The following is a 24,487-nucleotide window of genomic DNA, read 5'->3' as shown; positions in this document are numbered from 1 at the left end:
GGATGCGGCGTGAACACTCGCTCCGTCCCCCATGTCCCCGAGCGCACGTGCGTCGGCTGCCGTCAGGTCGCCCCGCGCGAGCAGCTGGTGCGTCTGGTCCGGGAGTCCGCTCCCGAGGATCGCGCCCCACGTGTCCGCGTCGACCCCACCGGGTCGGCACCGGGCCGCGGGGCATGGCTCCACCCCGATGCAGCTTGTCTCGACCTCGCCCTGCGGCGAGGCGGCGTCGCCCGGTCGTTCCGCGGTGCCGTCGACACCGGGCACCTCGCCCGGGACCTCGAGAGCTTCGAACCCGCCCGAACATGGAACAGGTAGAAGAACCCATGGACATCCGATGAGTACTCGCAAATGAGCACCTTCAGGAACTAATGGTCCGCGCCCTCTTGTCGGCCGGACCGAGACAGGAGAAATGTGGCTAAGGTCCGCGTCCACGAGCTCGCCAAGGAGCTCGGACACCCGAGCAAGGCAGTGCTGCAGAAGCTGCAGGACATGGGCGAATTCGTTCGCTCCGCCTCCTCGACCATCGAAGCCCCGGTAGCGCGCCGTCTGCGCGAGGAGCTGCCCGCCAAGAAGGCGGATGACGCTCCCGCGGCGAAGAGCGCCTCCGGCGGCACCCCCGCGAAGTCCGGTGCGCCCAAGCCCGGCGGCGCCGCGCCCAAGCCCGGTGCGTCCGCCCCGAAGCCGGGCGCCAAGCCCGCCGCCGAGATGCCCGCCGAGCCCGAGGCCCCCGCCCCGGCGCCGCCAGGCCCGGTGCGCCCGCCCCGAAGCCGGGCGCCAACCCCGCCGCCGAGATGCCCGCCGAGCCCGAGGCCCCCGCCCCGGCGCCGAAGGCTCCCGCGGAGGCGGCTGACGAGTCGGCGTCCAAGCCGGCCGCTCCGGCTCCGGCCCCCGGCCCGAAGCCCGGCGGCCAGAAGCCCACCCCGGGCACCGCTCCCAAGCCCGGCGGCGCACGCCCCGGCAACAACCCCTTCGCCAGCTCGCAGGGCATGCCCCGTCCCGGCGCGCGCAAGCCCGCGCCCGGCGGCGGTCGTCCGCCGCGCGGCGAGGGCGGTCCCCGTGGCGGCGGCCCCCGTCCCGGCAACAACCCCTTCGCCAGCTCGCAGGGCATGCCCCGTCCGGGCCAGCGTCCCCGCCCCGGCGGTCAGGACCAGTCCGGTTCGCGCCCGCCCCGCGAGGGCGGCGCGCCCCGTCCCGGCGGCTCCGCTCCGCGTCCGGCCGGTCGTCCCGGCATGCCCACCCCGGGCATCATGCGCCAGCACTCCTCCGGCGGCCTCGCCGACGCCAACCAGGGCGGCGGCCCCGGCCGTGGCCGTGGCGGTCGCCCCGGCCCCGGCGGCCCCGGCGGCGGTCCCGCACGTCCCGGCGGCGGTCCCCGCGGCCGCGGCGGTCGTGGCAGCACCCAGGGCGCCTTCGGTCGCGGCGGCAAGCCCGCCCGCTCGCGCAAGTCGAAGCGTGCGAAGCGCGCAGAGTTCGAGCAGATGTCCGCGCCCGCACCGGGCGGCGTCTCGATCCCGCGCGGTGACGGCAACACGACGATCCGCCTGCGCCGCGGCGCATCCCTGACCGACTTCGCCGACCGCATCGACGTCAACCCGGCGTCGCTGATCACGGTGCTGTTCGCGATGGGCGAGATGGCCACCGCCACCCAGTCCCTGGACGAGGTCACCTTCGAGCTGCTCGGCACCGAGCTGGGCTACAAGATCGAGATCGTCTCCCCGGAGGACGAGGAGCGCGAGCTGCTCGAGCAGTTCGACATCGACCTCGATGCCGAGCTCGCCGAGGAGGACGCCGAGGACCGCGCCCCGCGTCCCCCGGTGGTCACCGTCATGGGCCACGTCGACCACGGCAAGACCCGACTGCTGGACACGATCCGGAAGTCGACCGTCGGCGCCGGCGAGGCCGGTGGCATCACCCAGCACATCGGTGCGTACCAGGTCGAGGTCGAGCACGAGGGCGCCGATCGCGCGATCACCTTCATCGACACCCCGGGCCATGAGGCGTTCACCGCCATGCGTGCCCGCGGCGCCAAGGTCACCGACATCGCGATCCTCGTGGTCGCGGCGGATGACGGCGTGATGCCGCAGACCATCGAGGCGCTCAACCACGCCCAGGCGGCCGACGTGCCGATCGTGGTCGCGGTCAACAAGGTGGACAAGCCCGAGGCGAACCCCGAGAAGATCCGCCAGCAGCTGACCGAGTACAACCTGATCGCCGAGGAGTACGGCGGCGAGACCATGTTCGTCGACGTCTCCGCCCGCGAGAACCTCAACATCGACTCGCTGCTGGAGGCGGTGCTGCTGACCGCCGATGCCGCGCTCGAGCTCACCGCCAACCCGGACAAGGACGCGCGTGGCGTGTCCATCGAGGCGAACCTCGACAAGGGCCGCGGCCCGGTCGCCACCGTCCTGGTCGAGCAGGGCACCCTGCGCGTGGGCGATGCGATCGTCTGCGGCAGCGGCCACGGCCGCGTGCGCGCCATGCTCGACGAGAACGGCGTGAGCGTCGAGGAGGCCGGTCCCTCGCGTCCGGTCCAGGTGCTCGGCCTGACCTCGGTGCCCGGCGCCGGTGACTCCTTCCTGGTCGCCCAGGACGAGCGCACCGCCCGCCAGATCGCGGAGAAGCGCGAGGCCGCCAAGCGTGCCGCGTCGCTGTCCAAGGTGCGCAAGCGCATCAGCCTCGAGGACATCAACCAGCACATGGCCGACGGCAAGGTCGAGACCCTCAACCTCATCCTCAAGGGTGACGCGGCCGGTGCCGTGGAGGCTCTCGAGGAGGCGCTGCTGGGCATCGAGATCGGCGACGGCGTGGATCTGCGGATCATCGACCGCGGCGTCGGTGCGATCACGATGAACAACATCAACCTCGCCGTCGCCTCGAACGCGGTCATCATCGGCTACAACGTGCGGGCCGAGGGCCTGAACGCGGACTACGCCGACCGCGAGGGCGTGGAGATCAAGTACTACTCGGTCATCTACAACGCCATCGACGAGGTCGAGCAGGCCCTCAAGGGCATGCTCAAGCCGGAGTACGAGGAGGTCGAGCTCGGCTCGGCGGAGATCCGCGAGATCTTCCGCTCCTCCAAGTTCGGCAACATCGCCGGTTCGATCGTGCGCAGCGGCATCATCCGGCGCGGTGCGAAGGCTCGCATCACGCGCAACGGTGTCGTCATCGCCGAGAACATCGAGGTGGCCGGTCTGCGCCGCTTCAAGGACGATGTCACCGAGGTCCGCGACGGCTACGAGTGCGGTATCAACCTGGGCTCGTACAACGACCTCCAGCTCGAGGACATCATCACCACCTACGAGATGCAGGAGAAGCCCCGCATCTGACATCGGCACGGTCGGGCATCCCCGCGATGCCCGACCGCCGCCCGTGGGGAGGAGCACACCGTGACCGAGGTGTTCCTCCTCCTGCGAGCCCCGTCGGCCCAGCGCTCCACCGCGCCGGCCGCGGGGCGTTTCGCTCTCATGGTCCACCGGCCGAGGCCGGGAGCGGACCACCCCCTGCAGCACCGCTGCCGGCCCTCCCGTGCACAGGCGCCCTCCGCAGCGCTCTCAGACCACCCCCTCGGACGTCGCCCGCAGTGCTCGTCCCAGACCAGGAGAACTCCCACCCATGACTGACAACCCCCGCGCCCTCAAGCTCGCCGACCGCATCAAGGTCATCGTCGCGACCATGATCGACACCCGGGTCAAGGACCCGCGGCTCGGCTTCGTGACCATCACCGATGTGCGCGTGACCGGCGACCTCCAGCACGCCACCGTCTTCTACACCGTCTTCGGCTCCGATGAGGAGCGCGAGGGCACCGCCGCCGCGCTGGCCAGTGCCACCGGGATGCTGCGCCGCGAGGTGGGCCGCCAGACCGGCATCCGCCTGACCCCCACCCTCGAGTTCATCGCGGACGCCGTCCCCGAGAACGCCCGCATCATCGAGGACCTGCTCAGCGAGGCGCGCGGCCGTGACGCCGACCTCGAGCGCACCAAGGCGGGCGCCAGCTACGCCGGCGACGCGGATCCCTACCGCAAGCCGCGCGGGGAGGAGGACTCCGAGGCCGACGACGCCGAGGACACCCCCGACGAGACGACGGGCCGCGAGCAGGCGTGAGCGCCGCCCCTCACGGCATCCTCCTGGTCGACAAGGCCGCCGAGCGCACCAGCCATGACGTGGTCGCCCGCGTGCGCTGGTTGCTGGGCACCAAGAAGGTCGGCCACGCGGGCACGCTCGATCCGATGGCCACCGGGCTGTTGGTGCTCGGCGTCGGTCAGGGCACCCGGCTGCTCACCTACCTGGTGGGGCTCGGCAAGACCTACCAGGCCACGATCCGCCTGGGCCGCGCCACCACGACCGATGACCGTGAGGGCGAGGTGCTCGGCGAGCAGATCGACGCGACCGGGCTGGACGATGCCCGGATCGCGCAGCAGCTCGAAGAACTGCGCGGAGACATCGCCCAGGTGCCCTCCGCCGTCAGCGCCATCAAGATCGACGGGAAGCGCGCCTACGCCCGTGTGCGCGCGGGGGAGGACGTGCAGCTCGAGGCACGGCCCGTGCGGGTCTCCCGCTTCGAGGTCACCGCACGGCGCGAGGACGGGGAGCACCTCGACCTGGATGCCGTGATCGACTGCTCCTCCGGCACCTACGTGCGCGCCCTGGCCCGTGATCTCGGCACAGCGCTCGAGGTGGGCGGGCACCTGACCGCGCTGCGCCGCACCGCTGTGGGCCCGTTCGACGTCGAGGGTGCCGCGCACGTCCCCGCGCGGGGCGAGGGCGATGACGTCGAGCTGCCTTTGCACGGGCTCGGCGAGATCGCCGCTCAGGTGCTCGGCAGCATCATGGTCGACGAGGCACAGGCCGCGGCACTGGGCACCGGCCAGCGGATCGAGGCCGCCGAGGGTGCTACCGCCGCACCCCGCGGGGGCGAGCTCGCCGCCCGCGGTGCGGGGGAGGAGCCTCCGATCGCCGCTCTCGACGCCGACGGACGCCTGGTGGCGATCCTCGAGCGGGAGGGCGCGCGCTGGCGCCCCGTCATGGTGGTCCCGGCCGACGCCCGCTGCTGAACCCGCCCCGGCGCCGCTGCGGCCTCACAGCCCGCTGGCGAACCGCATCTGCCGCAGAACCGGTTCGTCAGCGGGCTGTTCGCGCACGTGGCCACGGCGCGGTGGCAGTGATGCCGGTGCGACTGCGGGGTTCCGCGGACGTGACGACGGTTCGGCGGCGGTGACACCAGCGCGATGACCCGGGCTTCGCCGGGACGACCCTGCGGACGACGAAGCGGGGGCACCCACCGGCTGGTGGATGCCCCCGCTTCATGGACTGTGTGGGCAGCGAGGCCTACACGTCAGTAGTGCACGACGGTCTTGGTGCCGATGCTCGCCCAGTCGTAGAGCCACTTGGCGTCCGAGACCGGCATGTTGATGCAGCCGTGGGAGCCGGAGTAGCCGAAGGACGAGCGCCACGGCGCACCGTGGAAGCCGTACCCGCGGTGGAAGTACTGCACCCAGGGGACGTCCGGGGTGTAGTAGTACTTCTCGTGGCCCTCGGGGTAGTAGGCCGCGTTGGTCATGTCCTGGCGGTCGTAGCGCAGGTAGATCTCGTAGGTGCCGGTAACGGTCTCGTTGCCGGGCTTGCCGTCGACCATCGTGCGCGGGCCCCACACCGGGGTCTCGCCCACGTAGGCGGTCACCGTCTTCGCGGAGAGGTCCACGTCGATCCACTTCTCACCGGTGAGGTTCGCGGGGACGGCGTTGTCCCCCTCGCTCTCCTCCTCGTCCTTGGGCGCGTCGATCTTCTGGACCTCGGGCTCGATCTTCTTCGACTCGAAGGCGGCCTCGAGGGGGGTGACGCCCTTCATCGCGGCGATCAGCTCATCGGCGACGGCGTCGGTGTTGGTGATCTCCAGGCCGGTCTTCTTCTCGGTGAGGACCTTGACGACCTCGCCGTCCTCGTCGACCTGCTCGATGCCGTCCTGCGGCTCGACGGCGTCGCTGTCGGCGTGGGCGGAGACCCACTCGCGCACGGCATCCTCATCCACTGCGATGGTCAGCGCCTGCCCGGCCTCATCGGGCTCGACGGAGATCCAGCCGTTGCGGCGCTCGGCGGAGACCTCGTGGGTCTCGCCGTCGGCGCCGGTGATCGACATGGGCTGCTCGAGCAGGGTCGCGATCGAGCCGACCGTCTCCTCGGCCTCCGCGGTGGTGATCGCCGGGGCGATCTCCTCCACGGGCTGCTCGACGGCGAAGTCCTCGAGCGACGGGGCGTTCTTGTTCACGGCGTCCACGAGAGTCTGCGGATCCACGCCGAGGCCGGGACGGCCCTCCACGGCGTTCCAGGTCTGCTGCTCCTCGTCGAAGCTCACCTCGGCATCGACCGGGGAGGTCATCTCCTCGGGCACGAGGGATTTCGCGAAATCGGCGACCGCGGCCTCGTCGATGCTCACGACGGGCTCCACGGCGTGCTCCCCGGACCAGGTGGACGCGATCACGCCGGTGAACGAGTCATCGCGTGCCACGGCCTGCTGGGCGGTCGCGGCGGCGTCCACGCTCACACCGAGATCGGCCAGCGACACCTCGCGCTGCTCGTCGCCGGCGGTCACAGCGACCGTCACCGACTCACCCTGCTCGGCGACCAGCGCGGAGATCTCCTCCGGGGTCATCCCGGCGACGTCCTGCCCGAGCACGGTGGTGCCCGGGAGCGCCCGGCCCTCGAACTGCTTTGCGTACGCGAGCGCACCGCCGGTGAGGACGACGGCGATCACTGCGACGATGGCCACCAGGATGAGGGCGGCGCGCCGACGGCCGTGCCGGCCGGTGGGTCGCGAGGGGCCGCCCAGCGCGGCCGTATCGGTCACGTTCGTCATGGATGCTGATCCGTTCTCGGCGGCCGTCGTGCACCTCTCGCGCGCGAGCACGCGCAGTGCACAGGGGTCCGTCCCCGGGGCCGCCTTGTCTCCCAGGGTAACGGAGCGGACCCGTTCTGCCCCGGGGTGGGATGTCCGTTCTTCATCACAGCTCGGCAACGTCCCGGCCCGAGAGCACGATTTTCCTGACAGGTGCTCTGACGGTGACAGGACACCGGTCGGTGGGGTGCGCAGGATCTCGCGGGGGAGGCGGGACCGGTCGCGGGCGCTACAGTGTGCACCGGCGCTCCCGCCGCCGCGCCGTCCCACGGCGTCCCGCCTCGAGGGTGTGTGCGCACCCCGCCCCGGAAGGACATGACCACCTCGTGACCCGCGTCCCCATCTGGCACTCCGTCGAGGAGGTGCCCGCCGATCTCGGCGCGACCGCGGTGTCGATCGGCAATTATGACGGCGTCCACCGGGGCCACCGGTTCGTGCTCGACCAGCTGCGACACCACGCGGAGGCCCGCTCGCTCGCTCCCGTGGCGCTCACCTTCTGGCCCCATCCCCGCCATGTGATGGGCGAGCCCGCGCAGACCCCGCTGCTGACCGGGCACGAGGACCGCGATCGCCTGCTCCTTCTCGCCGGCATGCACGGCGTGCTCGACCTCGAGTTCACCCTCGAGTTCGCCCAGCACTCGCCCGAGGAGTTCGTGCGCATCTTCCTCGTCGAGGGGCTCGGGATGAAGTGCGTGGTGCTGGGAGAGGACTCCCTGTTCGGCCGCGCCAACTCCGGAAACATCGAGACCATGCGCGAGCTCGGGCGCCGGTACGACTTCGAGGTCATGACCGTCGAGGACCTGGGCCCCGAGGGCACCGGCAGCGGTCGCCTGTCCTCCTCATCGATCCGCCGCGACCTGCTCGAGGGCGAGGTCCGCTCGGCCAATGCGGCGCTCGGGCGGATGCACACCGTCACCGACGTGGTCCATCACGGATTCCGTCGGGGCCGCGAGCTCGGATTCCCCACCGCCAACCTCGGGCCCGCCCCGGCCGGACTGATCCCCGCCGACGGCGTGTACGCGGGGTATCTCACCGTGACCGAGCAGGCCCCCGCGCATCTGGGCACCGAGCCCCTGGCCGGGGCGCAGGCCACGATCTCGATCGGGACCAACCCGACCTTCGCGGCCGACGGCGCCGTGCAGCGCACGGTCGAGGCCTACGTGCACGGCGACCACGACCTCGATCTCTACGGCGACACCGTCCGGCTCGAGTTCGTCGACTTCCAGCGCCCTACCCTCAAGTTCGACTCCGCCGAGGCGCTGGTGGCGCAGATGGCCAAGGATGTCGAGGTGACCCGCCGCACTCTCGCCGCGGAGCAGGCCCCTCCCGCCACCGACGGCTGATATCCTGCTCGCGCCGTGAATTCGGCCGCGGAGAGCGATCCGCATCCCAGCGCAGCACCCGTCACACGGGTCCGCGCGCCTGCGGAGCGCTCGTCCAGAGAGCCCGGGACATAAGGTCCCGAGGCGCCGCGCAGCGACCTAGGAGAACCGAATGGCCTTCGATACCGCCACCAAGCAGGCGATCATCCAGGAGTACGCGACCACAGAGGGTGACACCGGTTCGCCCGAGGTCCAGGCCGCGCTCCTGACCCACCGCATCAAGTACCTGACCGAGCACCTCAAGACCCACAAGCACGATCACCACACGCGCCGTGGCCTGATGCTGCTGGTCGGTCAGCGCAAGCGCCTGCTGAAGTACCTGGCAGCCACCGACATCACGCGATACCGTGCGCTGATCCAGCGCCTCGGCATCCGCCGCTGATCATCCGCCGCCGCTCGCCCTCAGGGCGGGCGGCGGTTTCATCTGCCCGCCCCGCGGGCACCAGATGGTGCCCGCCCCGCGGGCACCAGAACCCCGCCCCCACCAGGTTCGGTCCTCGGCAGTGACCTGCGGAGAGCGAGAGGGAGTCCGGCACCCCTCCCGCGCACCGCGCGTGACTGACGATGGCCGCACCGGCAGGGCACCCCCTACCCGAGGAGATACCCATGGCCATGGAAGGCCCTGAAATCACCGCCACCACCGCCGTCATCGACAACGGCTCCTACGGCCGTCGCGAGATCCGCTTCGAGACCGGCCGCCTCGCCCAGCAGGCCGCCGGCGCCGTCGCCGTCTACCTCGACGACGACACGATGGTCTTCTCCGCGACCGCGGTCTCGAACAAGCCGAAGGATCACTTCGACTTCTTCCCGCTGACCATCGACGTCGAGGAGCGCATGTACGCCGCGGGCCGCATCCCCGGCTCGTTCTTCCGTCGCGAGGGCCGCCCCGGCACCGACGCGATCCTCGCCGCCCGCCTCACCGACCGCCCGCTGCGCCCCGCCTTCGTCAAGGGCCTGCGCAACGAGGTCCAGGTCGTCCTGACCGTCATGGCCAACGGCCCCGACGACGCCTACGACGTCGTCGGCATCAACGGCGCCTCCGCCTCGACCCAAATCTCCGGCCTGCCCTTCTCCGGCCCGATCGGTGCGGTGCGCATCGCGCTCATGCCGAACGCCGAGGGCGGCGGCCAGTGGGTCGCCTTCCCGACCTTCTCGCAGCTGGACGAGGCCGTGTTCTCCATGGTCGTGGCCGGCCGCATCGTCGAGGACGACGTCGCGATCATGATGGTCGAGGCCGAGGCCACCGACAACGCCTGGACCCTCATCAAGGAGCAGGGCGCGATCGCACCGACCGAGTCCGTGGTCGCCGAGGGCATCGAGGCCTCCAAGGTCTTCATCCGCAGCCTCTGCGTCGCCCAGCAGGAGCTCGCCGCCACCGCCGCGAAGCCGGTGCGCGAGTTCCCGCTGTTCCTGGACTACCAGGACGACGCCTACGGCATCGTCGAGGCCGCCGCGTCCGAGCGTCTGGCCGAGGTCATGTCGATCGCCGCGAAGACCGAGCGTGAGGAGCGCACCGAGCAGCTGCTCGGCGAGGTCGTCGAGGAGCTTGCCGCCGAGGGCAAGCAGCTCGAGGGCCGCGAGAAGGAGGTCTCCGGTGCTTTCCGTGCGCTGACCAAGCAGGTCGTGCGCAAGAAGGTCCTCACCGACGGCGTCCGCATCGACGGCCGCGGTCTGCGCGACATCCGTGCGCTCTCCGCCGAGGTCGAGGTGCTCCCGCGGGTCCACGGCTCGGCGCTGTTCCAGCGTGGCGAGACCCAGATCATGGGTGTCTCCACGCTGAACATGCTCAAGATGGAGCAGCAGATCGACTCCCTCGGGCCGGTCACGCACAAGCGGTACGTGCACCACTACAACTTCCCGCCCTACTCCACCGGTGAGACCGGCCGCGTCGGCTCCCCGAAGCGCCGCGAGATCGGCCACGGCATGCTCGCCGAGCGCGCCATCGTGCCGGTGCTGCCCACCCGCGAGGAGTTCCCCTACGCGATCCGTCAGGTCTCCGAGGCGCTGGGCTCCAACGGCTCGACCTCGATGGGCTCGGTCTGCGCCTCGACCCTGTCGCTGCTGAACGCCGGTGTGCCGCTGCGCGCCCCGGTCGCCGGCATCGCCATGGGCCTGATCTCCGACGAGGTTGACGGTGAGACCCGTTACGCGGCGCTCACAGACATCCTCGGTGCCGAGGACGCCTTCGGCGACATGGACTTCAAGGTCGCCGGCACCACGGAGTTCATCACCGCCATCCAGCTCGACACCAAGCTCGACGGCCTGCCTGCCTCGGTGCTCACCGGTGCGCTGTCGCAGGCGCACGAGGCTCGCCTGGCGATCCTCGGCGTGCTGGGCGAGGCCATCGACACGCCCGACGAGATGAGCCCGCACGCCCCGCGCGTCCTCGCGGTCACCGTCCCGGTCGACAAGATCGGTGCGGTCATCGGCCCGAAGGGCCAGATGATCAACAAGATCCAGGACGACACGGGCGCGGACATCACCATCGAGGACGACGGCACCGTCTACATCGGCGCCACCGACGGCCCCTCGGCCGAGGCCGCGCGCTCCGCGGTCAACGCCATCGCCAACCCGATGGTCCCCGAGATCGGCGAGCGCTACCTCGGCACCGTCGTGCGCGTGGTCGACTTCGGCGCGTTCGTCTCGCTCACCCCGGGCAAGGACGGCCTGCTCCACGTCACCCAGCTGCGCAAGCTCAACGGCGGCAAGCGCGTGGACAACGTCGAGGACGTCGCCAAGGTCGGCCAGAAGATCGAGGTCGAGATCCGTGAGATCGACGCCCGCGGCAAGATCTCCCTCGCCGTGATCGAGGACGAGGACGAGTCCACCGAGTCGGCGGAGTCCGTCGCCTCGGAGGAGACCACCGCCGAGTGACTCGTGCGCCGGATCGATCCGGCGGCATGACGAGCTGAGGAGGGGAGGCATCCGCAGGGATGCCTCCCCTCCTGGCGTCCGCCCCCTGCGGCGCAGGGTGACGCACGGCTCGACGCCCGGGGCCCGTGAGCGTGGAACAATCGATCGATGCCTGTCGACCTCTCCTATGACGATCCCTCCTCCGATGTGCTGCTCGATCCCGCCACCGGGGTGCGGCGCAGCATCCTGCCCGGAGGCGTCCGCCTGCTGACCCAGGCCGATCGCAGCGTGCGCAGCGCCACGATCGGACTCTGGCTCCCCGTGGGGTCACGGGACGAGACCCCCGCCCACGCCGGCTCCACGCACGTGCTCGAGCATCTGCTGTTCAAGGGCACCCATCGGCGCAGCGCGATGGACATCGCCACGGCCTTCGACGAGGTGGGCGGGGACTCCAACGCGATCACCGCCAAGGAGCACACCCTGTACTACGGGCGCGTGCGCTCGGCGGATGTGCCGATGGCGGTCGACGTGCTCACCGACATGATCACCGCGAGCCTGCTGGAGGACGAGGCGCTCGCGACCGAGCGGGAGGTCATCCTCGAGGAGCTCGCGATGGCGGAGGACGACCCCAACGACGTCGGCTACGAGACCTTCCTCGCCGACGTGCTGGGACCGGACACCCCGCTCGGCCGCCCCGTGGGCGGCACCGCCGAGTCCGTCTCCGCGCTCGGCATCGAGGATGTGCGCGCCCACTTCGCCGAGCACTACCGCCCCGACAACCTGGTGGTCACCGCCGTGGGCGATATCGACCACGAGGAGCTGGCCGGACTGCTGGTGGCCGGCCTGCGCCGCGGGGGATGGACCCTCGAGGAGGGGCGGGCCCCGACCCGTCGGACCCGCTCCGCAGGAGCGGCCTCCGTGGCCGGCTCCGGCGCCTCGGACGTGTCCCTGCTGGTGCCCCATCGGCTGCGCCGCCCCGCCGAGCAGAACCATATCTACCTCGGAGGCCGCGGCCTGACCGCCCTCAGCGAGGATCGCCACACGATGTCGGTGCTGATGTCCGTGCTCGGCGGTGGGATGTCCTCGCGGCTGTTCCAGAACATCCGCGAGCAGCGCGGCCTGGCCTACAGCGTGTACTCCTTCAGCTCGGGTTACCGTGACGCGGGCCTGTTCGGCCTCTACGCCGCCTGCCGTCCCCGGCGCACCGCCCAGGTGGTCGAGCTGCTCGCGGAGGAGCTCGACCAGATGGGGGCCGACGGCATCGGCGTGGACGAGCTCGCGCGGGCCAAGGGGCAGATCACCGGCTCCTTCGCCCTCGGCCTCGAGGACACCAGCTCCCGGATGGGGCGCCTGGGCACGATCGAGCTCGTCCACGGCCGCTACACGAGCGTCGACGAGACGCTCGAGCGGATCGGCCGGGTCGGGGTCGAGGATGTGCGGGAGCTCGCCGCACGGCTCTCGGGCGCCTTCAGCACCCGGGTTGAGGTCGGCCCCGAGAGCTGAGAGCAGCCCCGCCCCGCATCCCTCGCTCCACCCTGACCCAGGAGGAACCCCATGAACGCTTCGTCGTCCCCGTCCCCGAGCAGCCCCCGCCGCGTCGCCGTGCTCGGCGCCTCCGGACGGATGGGCACCGCCGCCTGCCGCGCCGTGGAGAAGGCCGAGGATCTCGAGCTCGTCGCCAGGATCGGCCGCGGCGATGACCTCTCCGCCCTCACGGAGGCCGGTGCCGAGGTCGCGATCGACCTCACCGTCCCCTCCGCCACCGCGGACAACGTGCACTGGCTGATCGACCACGGCATCCACGCCGTGGTGGGCACCACCGGGTGGACCGAGGAGGCGCTCCAGGAGCTGCGCACCCGCCTCGCGGCCGCCGACGGTGTGGGCGTGCTGATCGCTCCGAACTTCGCGATCGGCGCGGTGCTCGCGATGCGCTTCGCCGAGATCGCCGCGCGCTACTACGACAGCGCCGAGATCATCGAGATGCACCACGAGAAGAAGCTCGACGCCCCTTCCGGCACCGCCCGCCACACCGCCGCCGCGATCGCGCGGGGCCGTGCCGCCGCCGGTCTGGGCGCGATGCCCGACGCCACCGAGCACGATCCCGACGGCGCCCGCGGGGCCGTGGTCGACGGGGTCCACGTCCACGCCGTGCGCCAGCGCGGGCTGGTCGCCCACGAGGTCGTCCAGTTCGGCGGGGTGGGGGAGCAGTTCGTGCTGCGCCACGACTCCTTCGACCGCATCAGCTTCATGCCCGGTGTGCTGCTGGGCGTGCGCGAGGTCGCCGCGCACCCGGGCCTCACCGTGGGCCTGGACGGCTACATGGACCTCGGCTGAGCATGCGCGAGAAGATCTTCGTCGCGCTGCTGGTGCTGATCACCGCGGCGTACGGCTGGGGCCTGGGCTGGATCGCCTGGGGCTTCTTCCGCGCCGGCGGCGCGGTGGGCTTCGGCCTCGCGCTCGGTGTGCTGATCCTGCTGCTGCTGACCGTCTGGGTGACCTGGCGCGAGGTGCTCTTCGGACTGCGGGCCGGGGACCTCAGCCGCCGTTACGAGCCTCCGGCCGAGGCGATCGCGGAGGATGCGCGCGAGGAGTTCGAGGCCGCCCGCGCCGCGCTCCAGGACGGTGCCGACGGTGCCGACCGTGCCGAGGGGGACTGGCGGGCCTGGTTCCGCCTGGCTATGGCCTATGACGCGCTGCGCGACCGGAGGAACGCGCGGATGGCGACCCGTCGGGCGATCGAGGCTTCCCGCCGCTGAGAGCGGCCTCAGGCCCAGCCGAGAGCGCGGAGCCCGGCCGCGACGACCGCGGCACCGATCACGACCACCAGGAACGGGGCTCGCAGGCACAGCAGCAGCACCGCGGCGGCGAGCCCGGCCAGCCGCGCGTCCAGCACGATCTCGGCGCCGCTGGTCGCCGTCTGCGTGGCGACCAGCGCGCCGAGCAGGGCGATCGGCAGCAGCGTGGTGATCCTCGCGATCCGCGGCCTCTCGAGCACGTCCTGCGGAGCCTGGTAGCCCACCCACTTCTGGGCGAAGGACAGCACGGAGGCGGCGATCACCGCGATCCACAGGATGCTCATTCAGGACCCTCCTGGGTGATGGTGCGGGTCGCGGACCGCTTCGCGGGCCGACGTCGGGACGGCAGCAGCCCGGCCGCCACGGCCACCAGGGCCGCGGCCAGCACCGGCAGCCCTGGGGGCAGTGCCGGGGTGGTCACGAGCGCGACGAGCGCCGCGGCCACCGCGATCGCGACCGCCTCGCCGCTGCGCAGACGCGACCAGAGCAGCGCGATGAACGCCCCGGCCGCCGCCGCGTCCAGGCCCCACGCGGCAGGATCGGCGACATGCTGCCCCGCTAGGGCGCCCACCAGCGAGAACAGGTTCCAGAAGACGTAGACCCAGACCCCCGCCGCCCAGAATCCGGTGCGCTTCTCCTCGACGGTGGTGCCCGAGGCGGCCAGCGCGGCGGACTCGTCGATCGTCAGATGCGCGCGGGCCAGCCCCTTCGCCCCGGTGCGGGGCAGCGACGGCGCGAGGATGAGCCCGTACAGGGTGTTGCGGATCCCCAGCAGCACCGCCGCGAGGGCGGCGCCGATCGCCGAGCCCCCTCCGCCGACGACCCCGATGAAGGCGAACTGGCTGCCGCCGGTGAACATCACCGCCGAGAGCACCATCGCCTGCCACACATCGAGTCCCGAGGCGGTCGCGAGCGCCCCGAAGGAGATCCCGTACAGGCCGGTGGCGAGACCGATCGAGAACCCGTTGCGGCGGATCGTGCGCAGGCGCGCGGCAGGAGAGGACACCGGACTCTCGGCCGGCGGTGGAGCAGTGGTCATGATGCCGACACTCTACGATCACCTGCGCGGACGCAGTTCTCGCGTCCGCACCGAGTGTGAGAATCTAAGGGCATGAGCTCAGCCCCCTCCGCTTCAGGATCCCCGTCCGCCGCGCGCCCCCTGCCGATGCGCGCCTCGGCCCTCCTGCTGGACATGGACGGCACCCTCATCGACTCCGGCCCGGCGGTCGAGCGGTCATGGAACCAGCTGCTGCGCGAGCTGGGCACGGATCTCGAGTTCGGCCCCGAGCAGCACGGCAAGCCGGCCCGGCAGGTGCTGGGGGAGATGCTGCCGCAGCTGGATGCGCAGCAGCTCGACGCCGCCCACCGTCGGATCGAGGAGCTCGAGCTGGAGGACGTCCAGGAGATCGCGGTCCTGCCGGGCACAGAGCGGCTGCTGCGCGAGCTCGACGGCGCCGCCGAGCAGCTCGGACGCGCCACCTGGACCATCGTCACCTCCTGCACCCGCCCGCTGTTCGAGGCCCGCTGGGCACGCACCGGGCTGGCGGTCCCGGAGGGACTGGTCACCGCCGATCAGGTCTCCCACGGCAAGCCGCACCCCGAGCCGTACCTGCTGGGCGCCGAGCGGGTCGGCGTCGCGCCCGAGCAGTGCATCGTGATCGAGGACTCCCTGGGCGGCCTGCGCTCCGGCACAGCGGCGGGGGCGAGCACCATCGCAGTGACCAGCACCACGCCCGCCGGTGACCTCGCGCCTCTCGCAGATGCGCTGGTCACGTCGCTGGATGACCTCGAAGTGCGCGCCGACGGCGCGGAGCTGGTGCTGTCGCGCCGCGGCAGCTGAGACTCACGCCGCGTCTGCCGCGGAGCGCGCCCCCCGGCGTTGATAGGCTCGCACGGCCGAACCCGGTCCGTGCGCGCGGAGCCGTCGGAGACGCGGCCTGCGTCCCGCCCTCCTCGCTCGACCGCAGATCGTGGACGGCAGTCGGCCCCCTCGAAAGGACTCCTCCCATGTGCGGAATCGCCGGTACCTACGGATTCGGTGCTGAGACCGAGGGCATCGCCCGCCGGATGAGCGGCGCGCTGGCCCATCGCGGACCCGACGGCGAAGGCCTCTTCGTCGTCGACCAGGCCGGACTGGCCCACCGCCGGCTGGCGATCATCGATCGCGAGCACGGCGCCCAGCCGATGACCACCGCGGACGGCCGCTACACGATCATCTACAACGGCGAGACCTACAACTACCTCGACCTGCGCGCCGAGCTCGAGGAGCTGGGGCACACCTTCCGCACGGACTCCGACACCGAGGTCCTGCTCGAGGCCCACGCGGAGTGGGGCACCGCCGCCTACGACCGCTTCAACGGCATGTTCGCCTTCGCGATCCACGACGCGCACACCGGCTCGGTGACCATCGCCCGCGACCACTTCGGCATCAAGCCGCTCTACTACTGGATCGACCCCGCCTCCGGGACGGGCGAGTCCCCGAAGGTGCTGTTCGGCTCCGAGATCCGTTCGCTGCTGGCCGCCCGGGTGTTCGAGGCCGCACCGGATCACCGCGCCGTCTACCGGTACCTGAAGTTCCGGGTCCAGGACGATGACTCGCAGACCTTCTTCGAAGGAGTGCGGCGTCTGATGGCCGGCGAGGTGCTCGAGATCCGTGCCGACGGCACCGAGATCTCCTCCTTCACGCGCCTGCAGGAGGAGCTGCGGGAGATCGCCGCGCGCCCCAGCCGTGCCTACGACGAGTCGGTCGTGGAGGAGTACCGCGAACGGTTCCAGGAGTCGGTGCGCCTGCGCCTGCAGTCCGAGGTCCCCGTGGGCACCTCCCTCTCGGGCGGCCTGGACTCCTCGGCGGTCGCCGCGGTCATCGCGCGCCAGCTGCGCGAGCAGCCCGAGGACGAGGGCTACAGCGCCGTCGGCACCCGGCAGAACACCTTCTCGGCCGTGTTCCCGAACTCCTCGAACGACGAGGAGCGCTATGTGGACGCGCTGCTGGAGGACTACCGCGGCCAGATCACGCCGCACAAGATCACCCCGCAGCCCGCCGCCTTCCTCGAGGACCTGCACGACTTCGTGCGCACCCAGGAGGAGCCGATCATCTCGACCGGCCCCTACGCGCAGTACGCGGTGATGCGCGAGGCCAGCCAGCACGTCACGGTGCTGCTGGACGGCCAGGGCGCGGACGAGATGATGGCCGGGTACAACCCCTACTTCTACGTCTACCTGCGCCAGCTGCGACGGCAGAAGCGGTTCAAGGAGCTCGCCAGCGAGGTCGTCGGCTCCCGCGACATCCTGCGCAAGCTCGCCCGCACCAAGTTCTCCGGCCGCACCTCGGTGCCGATCGAGGCCCTGCTGAACTCGGGCTTCGTGGCCGAGCACAGCTCCGAGAAGGTCAGCTCCGTCCAGGACGACCTCAAGGAGCGGCTGCTCGAGGACACCTTCCGCTCCTCCCTGCCCTCGCTGCTGCGCTACGAGGACAAGAACACCATGCGCTTCAGCATCGAGGGGCGCGTGCCCTTCGTGGACAAGGAGCTGCTGAAGTTCCTGTTCTCCCTGGACGAGTCCGCGATCATCCACGACGGCTGGAACAAGCGGATCCTGCGCGAGTCGATGGACGGCATCCTGCCCGACATGATCTCCAAGCGCCGCAACAAGATCGGCTTCACCACCCCCGAGGGAGAGTGGTTCCGCTCGATCGCCCCGCAGCTGCGGGACATCTTCGCCTCCGAGTCCTTCGCCTCGCGCCCGTTCTTCGACGCGCCGAGCGTGCTGGCCCTGTTCGACGACTACATCGCCCACCCCGAGAACCACGGCACGCTGATGTTCTGGCGCCTGCTGAACGTCGAGCTGTGGATGCGCACCTTCTTCGACGACGCCGAGGGTGCGACTCAGTCCCTCGGCGGCAGCGCCGAGCAGCCCGCCGAGGCGCCGGCCGCCGTCGCCGCGCACGCTCCCGCCGCTGAGGAGGAGACCGTCGCCAAGAGCGACTACGTCGCCAACCCGGACAAGGAGCTGGACCTGGTCTCCGAGGCCGACGGCCGCACCTGGCGGCGCTTCCCGCTGCAGACCGAGCTGGTGGCCCGCGGGGACGACGTCGAGAAGCTCGCCCGTGAGCGCGTCGAGCGCTTCGCCGCGAGCCTGCCCGAGGACGCCGTGCCCGCAGGATCGCCCTGGTACTTCGTGATCAGCGAGAAGATCATCGCGATCGCCCAGGGCCGCTCCTGGTTCACCTGGGAGGTCAGGCCGCGCCGCTCGGCCAGGGTGCTCAGCCGCTTCGTCAGCCGCACCCCGGCCGGCATCGGCCTGGGCGATCCCACCACGATGGAGCTCGCGATCCGCGAGGTCGGCCTGCCGCGCGTGCTCGTCGCCTCCGCCGCGGGCGCCGCCGGCAAGGTGGTGGGTCGCAGGGGAGTGTTCTACGAGGTCGTCGGCGCGAACGTGCGGGCGATCGACGGCCCCACCCCGTACTCGGCCTTCCCCTCCAACGTCTCCGCCAAGCTCCCGCCGAAGGACCCGGATGCCGTCTCCGCCCGGATCTCCGCGGCGATCCGCGGCGCCGACATCCCCGCCTCCCTCCGCGACAGCTTCGCGGGCACCGTGGTGATGGACGCCAACGACATCGGGCGCAACGTCCTGGGCTCCGACGTCAGCACCCCGCACGAGACCCTCGAGGCGACCTTCGCGGACAATCCGCTGGGTCAGGGACGCCAGCGCACCCCGCTCGCGATCCTCGTCGATCTCGGCATCGCGTCACAGCGGTGAGCAGGGTCCTGCCTGGTCTAGGCTCCGGGCAACAGAGCATCATCGGGAGGACAGCATGACCGGAATCGACACGCGCCCCGCGCGGCCCTTCGGCACGGTGGGGACCGCGATGGTCACCCCGCTCACCGAGGACGGCCACAAGGTCGATCTCGATGCCGCCCAGAAGCTGGCCGTCCACATCACCGAGCACGGCAACGACACGATCATCGTCTCGGGCACCACCGGCGAGGCGCCCACCCTCACCGACGTGGAGAAGCTCGAGCTGGCGCGCGCGGTGCGCGACGCCGTCGGACCCGAGATCACGGTGGTCGCCGGGGTGGGCACCTATGACACCGCCCACTCGATCGATCTGGCGCGCGAGCACGCCAAGCTGGGCCTGGACGGCCTGCTGATCGTCACCCCGTACTACTCCAAGCCCAGCCAGGCCGGGGTCATCGCGCACACCACCGCGATCGCGGACTCCACGGACCTGCCGGTGATGCTGTACGACATCCCCGGGCGCAGCGCCATCCCGCTGGCCTACGAGACGCTCATGCGCCTGGCGGAGAACCCGCGCATCCAGGCGGTCAAGGACGCCAAGGCCGATCTGCACCAGGCCTCGCGGATCATGGCGCAGACCGATCTCGTCTACTACTCCGGCGAGGACGGGCTGAACCTGCCCTGGCTGTCCATCGGCGCGTCCGGCATCGTGTCCGTGGTGGGCCAGGTCGCCGGCGAGCTCGAGAAGGAGATGATCGACGCCGTCGACCGCTCCGACCTCGCCGCCGCCCGCGCCGCGCACCTGCGCCTGGTGCCCGTGGTCGAGGCGATCATGAATCACATGCCCGGAGCGGTGGCCGCGAAGGCGGCGCTGCACCTGCAGGGCGTGCTGCCCCATGCCACGATGCGCGGCCCCCACATCGCCGCCGACACCGACCAGCTGCGCATGCTCGAAGCCGCCCTCGAGGCGGCCGGACTCATCTGATCTGCCCCGGAGGTGCTGATGTCCACCGTCTTCTCCCAGCGTCTCGAGGAGCCTCCCGCGCTCGCCCCCGGAACACTCCGGGTGATCCCGCTCGGCGGTCTCGGTGATGTGGGCCGCAACATGGCGGTGCTCGAGTTCGAGGGACGGCTGCTGGTCATCGACTGCGGCGTGCTCTTCCCGGAGGACTCCCAGCCCGGGGTGGACCTGATCCTGCCGGACTTCGAGATCCTCACCGACCGGCTCGAGGACATCGAGGCGATCGTGCTCACGCACGGCCACGAGGACCACATCGGTGCGGTGCCCTATCTGCTGCGCCGACGCCCCGACATCCCGCTGGTGGGCAGTCAGCTCACGCTCGCCCTCATCGAGGCGAAGCTCAAGGAGCACCGCATCCGACCCGTCACCCACGTCGTGGCGGAGGATGAGCAGCGCAGCCTCGGCCCCTTCGACTGCGAGTTCGTGGCGGTCAACCACTCCATCCCCGACGCCCTCGCGGTGCATGTGTCCACCCCGGCCGGCACCGTGCTGCACACGGGCGACTTCAAGATGGACCAGCTGCCGCTGGACGGCCGGATCACGGATCTGCGCGCCTTCGCCCGGCTCGGCGAGGCCGGCGTGGATCTGTTCATGACCGACTCCACCAACGCCGAGGTGCCCGGCTTCACCGTCGCCGAGAAGCAGATCGGCCCCACCCTGGACGGCATCTTCGCCCGCGCGAGGCAGAAGATCGTGGTCGCGTCCTTCGCGAGCCACGTCCACCGCGTCCAGCAGGTGCTCGATGCGGCCGCCGCGCACGGCCGCAAGGTCGCCTTCGTGGGCCGCTCCATGGTGCGGAACATGGGGATCGCCTCGGAGCTCGGCTATCTCGACATCCCCGACGACACCGTGATCGACGTCAAGCGGATCGACGACCTGCCCGATGACCAGGTGGTGCTGATGTGCACCGGCAGCCAGGGGGAGCCGATGGCGGCGCTGGGCCGGATCGCGAATCGCGACCACCGCGTCAGCGTGGGCCCGGGCGACGTGGTCATCCTCGCCTCCTCGCTGATCCCCGGCAACGAGAACGCCGTCTTCCGCGTGGTCAACGGACTGATGGCGCTGGGCGCGGAGGTGGTCCACAAGGGCAACGCCCAGGTCCACACCTCCGGGCACGCGAGCGCCGGCGAGCTGCTGTACTGCTACAACATCGTGCGTCCGCGCAACGTGATGCCCGTCCACGGCGAGGTGCGCCACCTGATCGCCAACGGCAAGCTCGCCGAGGCCACGGGCGTGCCGAGCGAGCGCATCGTGCTGGCCCAGGACGGCCACGTGGTGGATCTCAAGGACGGTGTCGCGAGCGTCGTCGGCGCCGTGCCCAACGGGTACGTGTACGTCGACGGCTCGAGCGTCGGCCAGATCTCCGAGGCGGACCTCAAGGACCGTCGCATCCTCGGCGACGAGGGCTTCATCTCGCTGTTCGCCGTGGTCAGCTCGGAGACCGGCGCCGTGATCGCGGGGCCCGAGATCCACGCCCGGGGTGTGGCGGAGGACGCCGCCGTGTTCGAGAGGATCCGCCCCGAGATCGTCAAGGCGCTCGAGAAGGCGGTCGCGGAGCAGACCGAGCGCCGCGACACCCACCAGCTCCAGCAGGTGATGCGGCGCGTGGTGGGACGGTACGTCGGTCAGCGCCTGCGCCGCCGCCCGATGATCCTCCCTCTGGTGATCGAGTCGTGATCGAGTCCTGGTCGACGTGCTGCGAGGCACGAGCGGCAGGAGACAGGACAGCAGGCGCGAGTCCTGGTCGACGTGCTGCGAGGCACGAGCGGCAGGAGACAGGACAGCAGGCGCGAGACGTGAGCGAGCTGCCGGTGTGACGAGGCCGCACGCCCCGCTTCCCGGCTGAGCGGCGGGCCGGAATGTAGCATCGCTCCCATGGCGACACGTACGTCTTCCCCCGCACGTGCGTCGAAAGGCTCCTCCCGGACCGCTGCTGCCGGCACATCGCGCACCACGGGCTCCGGGGCGAACGATCCCTCGACGCTCCCTCTGCCGGTGCGCGCAGTGCGCTCCGGCTATCTCGCGATCGCGCGCATGGTGGGCGGTCTGATCCGCTCGATCGGCGTGCAGCGCTGGGTGGTGGCGCCCGAGCAGCGGCGCGACGGCTACGCGCTGTTCCTGCTGATGATCGCGACGCTGGTCGCGGTCGTCGAGTGGTGGCAGTCCTCCGGTCCCGTGCTCGGCGCCGTGCACACCGTGGTGGCCGGCACCTTCGGGATCTCCTCGATGGTGATCCCGCTGCTGGCGGCGGGCTGGTCGATGCGGATGTTCCGCCGCCCGGACCAGGTGCGCGCCAACACGCGCATCGCGCTCGGCATCGCGATCCTGCTCACCGCGATCTCCGCGATCGCGTCCGTCTCCGCGCGGCTGCCCGCCCCGGCCGACGGCATCGACGCGCTCGCCCGGGGAGGCGGCGTGCTCGGCTATCTCGCCGCCGCGCCCCTCGAGGCGCTGCTGCCGCCGGTCGCGGTGATCGTGATCCATGCGCTCCTGATCGCCTTCGGCGTGCTGGTGCTCACCGCCACTCCGGTCGAGTCCATCCCCTCGCGCCTGCGCGATGTCTACGAGGTCGCCGTCGGCCGCAGCGAGGAGGAGGACGAGGAGCGCGTCGCCTTCGGCCTGCGCCCCCGTCGTGCGGACCCGGCCGTCCACGACCAGGCCACCCAGGCCCAGCCTGCGGCGCGCCCCCGCCGCCGGACCCGCCGCGAGAAGGCCGAGGAGGCCGAGCGCGACCACGAGAAGTTCGGCTACGCCGGCGACGAGGCCTTCGAGCAGGGCGTCGACGAGGAGGCCGCAGCGGGCCGCAAGCGCCGCCGCTCCTCCGGACGCCGTGGCGCCCCGGCCGACTCCGCCGAGGTCTACGACGTCGTCGAGGACGAGAACCACCGCGCCAAGACCTTCCCCGGCGCCGGCGCCCCGACCACCCCGATGCCGAACTCCGCGAAGAGCTCCGCCGCCTCCGCGCCCGCCCCCACCAAGCCCGTGCCGGCCGCGAAGCGGCCCGAGAAGGCCGAGCCGAAGCCGGAGGAGAAGGCGGAGCTGGTGCCGCCGCCGATGGGCGATCTGCCCCGTGCCGGCGAGCAGCTCGAGCTCGCCGGGGACATCGTCTACACGTTGCCGGAGTCGTCCTTCCTGCTGGAGGGCCCGCCCCACAAGACCCGCTCCGAGGTCAACGACCACGTGGTCGCCGCTCTCGGCGAGGTCTTCGAGCAGTTCAACGTCAACGCCGAGGTGGTCGGCTTCTCCCGCGGGCCGACGGTCACGCGCTACGAGGTCGAGCTCGCCCCCGGCACCAAGGTCGAGAAGGTCACGGCCCTGGACAAGAACATCTCCTATGCCGTGGCCAGCGCCGACGTGCGCATCCTCTCGCCGATCCCCGGCAAGAAGGCCATCGGCATCGAGATCCCCAACACCGACCGCGAGACGGTCGCGCTGGGCGATGTGCTGCGCAGCCCGGTCGCGCGCCGCAACGAGCATCCGCTGGTGATGGGCGTGGGCAAGGACGTCGAGGGCGGCTACGTCGTCGCGAACCTCGCCAAGATGCCCCACCTGCTGGTCGCCGGTGCCACCGGTGCCGGCAAGTCGAGCTTCGTGAACTCGATGATCACCTCGATCCTGATGCGCTCCACCCCGGAGGAGGTGCGGATGGTGCTGGTGGACCCCAAGCGGGTCGAGCTCACCATCTACGAAGGCATTCCGCACCTGATCACTCCGATCATCACCAACCCCAAGAAGGCCGCCGAGGCCCTCGAATGGGTGGTCAAGGAGATGGACGCCCGGTACGACGACCTGGCGATGTTCGGCTTCAAGCATGTCGACGACTTCAACAAGGCCGTGCGCGCCGGCGAGGTGCAGGTGCCCCCGGGCAGCGAGCGCCGCCTGGCCCCGTACCCGTACCTGCTGGTCGTGGTCGACGAGCTCGCCGACCTCATGATGGTCGCCCCGCGCGACGTCGAGGCCTCGATCCAGCGCATCACCCAGCTGGCGCGCGCGGCGGGGATCCACCTGATCCTCGCCACCCAGCGCCCGTCGGTCGACGTCGTCACCGGCATCATCAAGGCCAACGTGCCCAGCCGCCTCGCCTTCGCGACCTCCTCGCTGCAGGACTCCCGCGTCATCCTCGACGCGGTGGGCGCGGAGAAGCTGATCGGGCAGGGCGATGCCCTCTTCCACCCGATGGGCAAGGCCAAGCCGATGCGCGTGCAGGGCGCCTGGGTCAACGAGTCGGAGATCCACAAGGTCGTCGACCACGTCAAGACCCAGATGAAGCCCAACTACCGCGAGGACGTCACCGTCGTCGCGGCCAAGAAGCAGATCGACGACGACATCGGCGACGATCTCGACGTGCTGCTGCAGGCGGCCGAGCTCGTGGTCACCACGCAGTTCGGCTCCACCTCGATGCTGCAGCGCAAGCTGCGTGTGGGCTTCGCGAAGGCAGGCCGCCTGATGGACCTGCTGGAGTCCCGCGAGATCGTGGGCCCCTCCGAGGGCTCCAAGGCGCGCGACGTGCTGGTCCACCCCGACGACCTCGGCACCGCCATCGCGCGGATCCGCGGCGAGGACGTCCCCGCCGGCGAGGGCGAGGAGCCCTACGGCGCCGACCAGGCCGTCGACCTCGAGGAGGGGGAGCCCGAGCAGGTCACGGGCGACAGCGACGACCGCTACGCGAGCGACCCGCTGGCCGATGACGGCTCGGAGGCGTCGGTCGACTACTACGACGACGGCGAGGAGGAGCAGGGGGAGGACGCATGGAGTCTCACCGGCCGCTGAGCACCTCCCCTCCTCCCGTCCCGACCGTCCCCGTCCT

General features: G+C 71.2%; 17 protein-coding genes and 1 pseudogene. 15 read left to right on the top strand and 3 right to left on the bottom strand.

Annotated elements, in window-relative coordinates; translation table 11 throughout:
- Window positions 1-9: 9 nt before the first annotated feature.
- The 4 genes and pseudogenes from BN4251_RS06995 to truB all read left to right on the top strand — a co-directional run bounded on the left by BN4251_RS06995 (window position 10) and on the right by truB (window position 5,054).
- The gene (locus BN4251_RS06995; protein ID WP_087484414.1) at window positions 10-315 is read left to right on the top strand and encodes a YlxR family protein; all 306 of its coding nucleotides are present in this window, start codon (window positions 10-12) and stop codon (window positions 313-315) included.
- A gap of 96 nt (window positions 316-411) precedes the next feature.
- Window positions 412-3,329, top strand: a pseudogene (gene infB, locus BN4251_RS06990) (translation initiation factor IF-2).
- Window positions 3,330-3,615: 286 nt separating this feature from the next.
- Window positions 3,616-4,104: a 30S ribosome-binding factor RbfA gene (gene rbfA / locus BN4251_RS06985; protein ID WP_087484413.1), complete on the top strand. Its 489-nt coding sequence runs from the start codon at window positions 3,616-3,618 to the stop codon at window positions 4,102-4,104.
- The gene (truB, locus tag BN4251_RS06980; RefSeq protein ID WP_087484412.1) at window positions 4,101-5,054 is read left to right on the top strand and encodes a tRNA pseudouridine(55) synthase TruB; all 954 of its coding nucleotides are present in this window, start codon (window positions 4,101-4,103) and stop codon (window positions 5,052-5,054) included. The genes rbfA and truB overlap by 4 nt, the downstream gene beginning before the upstream one ends.
- Window positions 5,055-5,335: 281 nt before the next feature.
- On the opposite strand, the gene BN4251_RS06975 is transcribed toward truB, so the two are convergent.
- Entirely contained in the window at window positions 5,336-6,853 is a 1,518-nt protein-coding gene (locus BN4251_RS06975) for a L,D-transpeptidase family protein (RefSeq protein ID WP_087484411.1), read from the bottom strand.
- A 365-nt stretch (window positions 6,854-7,218) separates the two neighbouring features.
- Between BN4251_RS06975 and BN4251_RS06970 the strand changes: the two genes are divergently transcribed.
- The 6 genes from BN4251_RS06970 to BN4251_RS06945 all read left to right on the top strand — a co-directional run bounded on the left by BN4251_RS06970 (window position 7,219) and on the right by BN4251_RS06945 (window position 13,883).
- Window positions 7,219-8,235, top strand: a complete 1,017-nt coding sequence (locus BN4251_RS06970) for a bifunctional riboflavin kinase/FAD synthetase (protein ID WP_087484410.1) — start codon at window positions 7,219-7,221, stop codon at window positions 8,233-8,235.
- Window positions 8,236-8,386: 151 nt separating this feature from the next.
- A complete protein-coding gene (gene rpsO, locus BN4251_RS06965) occupies window positions 8,387-8,656 on the top strand; it encodes a 30S ribosomal protein S15 (RefSeq protein ID WP_087484409.1) in 270 nt (89 codons plus the stop codon).
- 230 nt (window positions 8,657-8,886) lie between these two features.
- Window positions 8,887-11,148 carry a polyribonucleotide nucleotidyltransferase gene (locus BN4251_RS06960; protein WP_170931870.1) on the top strand — a complete coding sequence of 754 codons (2,262 nt, stop codon included), beginning with the start codon at window positions 8,887-8,889 and terminating at the stop codon, window positions 11,146-11,148.
- Between the two features lie 147 nt (window positions 11,149-11,295).
- Window positions 11,296-12,630, top strand: a complete 1,335-nt coding sequence (locus BN4251_RS06955; RefSeq protein ID WP_087484407.1) for a M16 family metallopeptidase — start codon at window positions 11,296-11,298, stop codon at window positions 12,628-12,630.
- Between the two features lie 51 nt (window positions 12,631-12,681).
- Window positions 12,682-13,461: a 4-hydroxy-tetrahydrodipicolinate reductase gene (gene dapB, locus BN4251_RS06950; RefSeq protein ID WP_087484406.1), complete on the top strand. Its 780-nt coding sequence runs from the start codon at window positions 12,682-12,684 to the stop codon at window positions 13,459-13,461.
- A gap of 2 nt (window positions 13,462-13,463) precedes the next feature.
- Window positions 13,464-13,883: a hypothetical protein gene (locus tag BN4251_RS06945; RefSeq protein WP_087484405.1), complete on the top strand. Its 420-nt coding sequence runs from the start codon at window positions 13,464-13,466 to the stop codon at window positions 13,881-13,883.
- Between the two features lie 8 nt (window positions 13,884-13,891).
- Here the strand turns inward: BN4251_RS06945 and BN4251_RS06940 are convergent, their stop codons facing one another.
- The gene (locus BN4251_RS06940) at window positions 13,892-14,206 is read right to left on the bottom strand and encodes an AzlD domain-containing protein (RefSeq protein ID WP_087484404.1); all 315 of its coding nucleotides are present in this window, start codon (window positions 14,204-14,206) and stop codon (window positions 13,892-13,894) included.
- Window positions 14,203-14,961 (bottom strand): AzlC family ABC transporter permease, encoded by a 759-nt coding sequence (locus BN4251_RS06935; RefSeq protein WP_087484403.1) that lies wholly within the window; start codon window positions 14,959-14,961, stop codon window positions 14,203-14,205. Before BN4251_RS06935 ends, BN4251_RS06940 begins: the two co-directional genes overlap by 4 nt.
- Before the next feature lie 72 nt (window positions 14,962-15,033).
- Between BN4251_RS06935 and BN4251_RS06930 the strand changes: the two genes are divergently transcribed.
- From BN4251_RS06930 to BN4251_RS06910, 5 genes are all read left to right on the top strand, one after another.
- Window positions 15,034-15,762: an HAD family hydrolase gene (locus tag BN4251_RS06930; RefSeq protein ID WP_087484402.1), complete on the top strand. Its 729-nt coding sequence runs from the start codon at window positions 15,034-15,036 to the stop codon at window positions 15,760-15,762.
- Between the two features lie 167 nt (window positions 15,763-15,929).
- On the top strand, window positions 15,930-18,680 hold the full coding sequence (asnB, locus tag BN4251_RS06925) for an asparagine synthase (glutamine-hydrolyzing) (protein WP_087484401.1): 2,751 nt from the start codon (window positions 15,930-15,932) through the stop codon (window positions 18,678-18,680).
- A gap of 55 nt (window positions 18,681-18,735) precedes the next feature.
- Entirely contained in the window at window positions 18,736-19,644 is a 909-nt protein-coding gene (dapA, locus tag BN4251_RS06920) for a 4-hydroxy-tetrahydrodipicolinate synthase (protein WP_087484400.1), read from the top strand.
- An 18-nt stretch (window positions 19,645-19,662) separates the two neighbouring features.
- Window positions 19,663-21,357, top strand: coding sequence for a ribonuclease J (locus BN4251_RS06915; protein WP_087484399.1), 1,695 nt, complete (start codon window positions 19,663-19,665; stop codon window positions 21,355-21,357).
- Window positions 21,358-21,555: 198 nt separating this feature from the next.
- On the top strand, window positions 21,556-24,450 hold the full coding sequence (locus BN4251_RS06910; protein ID WP_170931869.1) for an FtsK/SpoIIIE family DNA translocase: 2,895 nt from the start codon (window positions 21,556-21,558) through the stop codon (window positions 24,448-24,450).
- The last annotated feature ends 37 nt before the right edge of the window (window positions 24,451-24,487 follow it).

The organism is Brachybacterium massiliense, assembly GCF_900184245.1.
GTDB lineage: Bacteria > Actinomycetota > Actinomycetes > Actinomycetales > Dermabacteraceae > Brachybacterium > Brachybacterium massiliense.
The sequence above is the reverse complement of the archived record's forward strand: the minus strand, read 5'-3'. Positions and strand labels throughout refer to the sequence as shown.

Bases quoted from the DNA above. Each gene is read 5' to 3' on its own strand.
- BN4251_RS06960 (WP_170931870.1), top strand. From the start codon at position 8,887: ATGGAAGGCCCTGAAATCACCGCCACCACCGCCGTCATCGACAACGGC.
- BN4251_RS06935 (WP_087484403.1), bottom strand. From the start codon at position 14,961: ATGACCACTGCTCCACCGCCGGCCGAGAGTCCGGTGTCCTCTCCTGCC.
- asnB (WP_087484401.1), top strand. From the start codon at position 15,930: ATGTGCGGAATCGCCGGTACCTACGGATTCGGTGCTGAGACCGAGGGC.
- rpsO (WP_087484409.1), top strand. From the start codon at position 8,387: ATGGCCTTCGATACCGCCACCAAGCAGGCGATCATCCAGGAGTACGCG.
- rbfA (WP_087484413.1), top strand. From the start codon at position 3,616: ATGACTGACAACCCCCGCGCCCTCAAGCTCGCCGACCGCATCAAGGTC.
- BN4251_RS06975 (WP_087484411.1), bottom strand. From the start codon at position 6,853: ATGACGAACGTGACCGATACGGCCGCGCTGGGCGGCCCCTCGCGACCC.
- BN4251_RS06915 (WP_087484399.1), top strand. From the start codon at position 19,663: ATGTCCACCGTCTTCTCCCAGCGTCTCGAGGAGCCTCCCGCGCTCGCC.
- dapA (WP_087484400.1), top strand. From the start codon at position 18,736: ATGACCGGAATCGACACGCGCCCCGCGCGGCCCTTCGGCACGGTGGGG.
- BN4251_RS06955 (WP_087484407.1), top strand. From the start codon at position 11,296: ATGCCTGTCGACCTCTCCTATGACGATCCCTCCTCCGATGTGCTGCTC.
- dapB (WP_087484406.1), top strand. From the start codon at position 12,682: ATGAACGCTTCGTCGTCCCCGTCCCCGAGCAGCCCCCGCCGCGTCGCC.
- BN4251_RS06910 (WP_170931869.1), top strand. From the start codon at position 21,556: ATGGCGACACGTACGTCTTCCCCCGCACGTGCGTCGAAAGGCTCCTCC.
- BN4251_RS06930 (WP_087484402.1), top strand. From the start codon at position 15,034: ATGAGCTCAGCCCCCTCCGCTTCAGGATCCCCGTCCGCCGCGCGCCCC.
- BN4251_RS06940 (WP_087484404.1), bottom strand. From the start codon at position 14,206: ATGAGCATCCTGTGGATCGCGGTGATCGCCGCCTCCGTGCTGTCCTTC.
- BN4251_RS06945 (WP_087484405.1), top strand. From the start codon at position 13,464: ATGCGCGAGAAGATCTTCGTCGCGCTGCTGGTGCTGATCACCGCGGCG.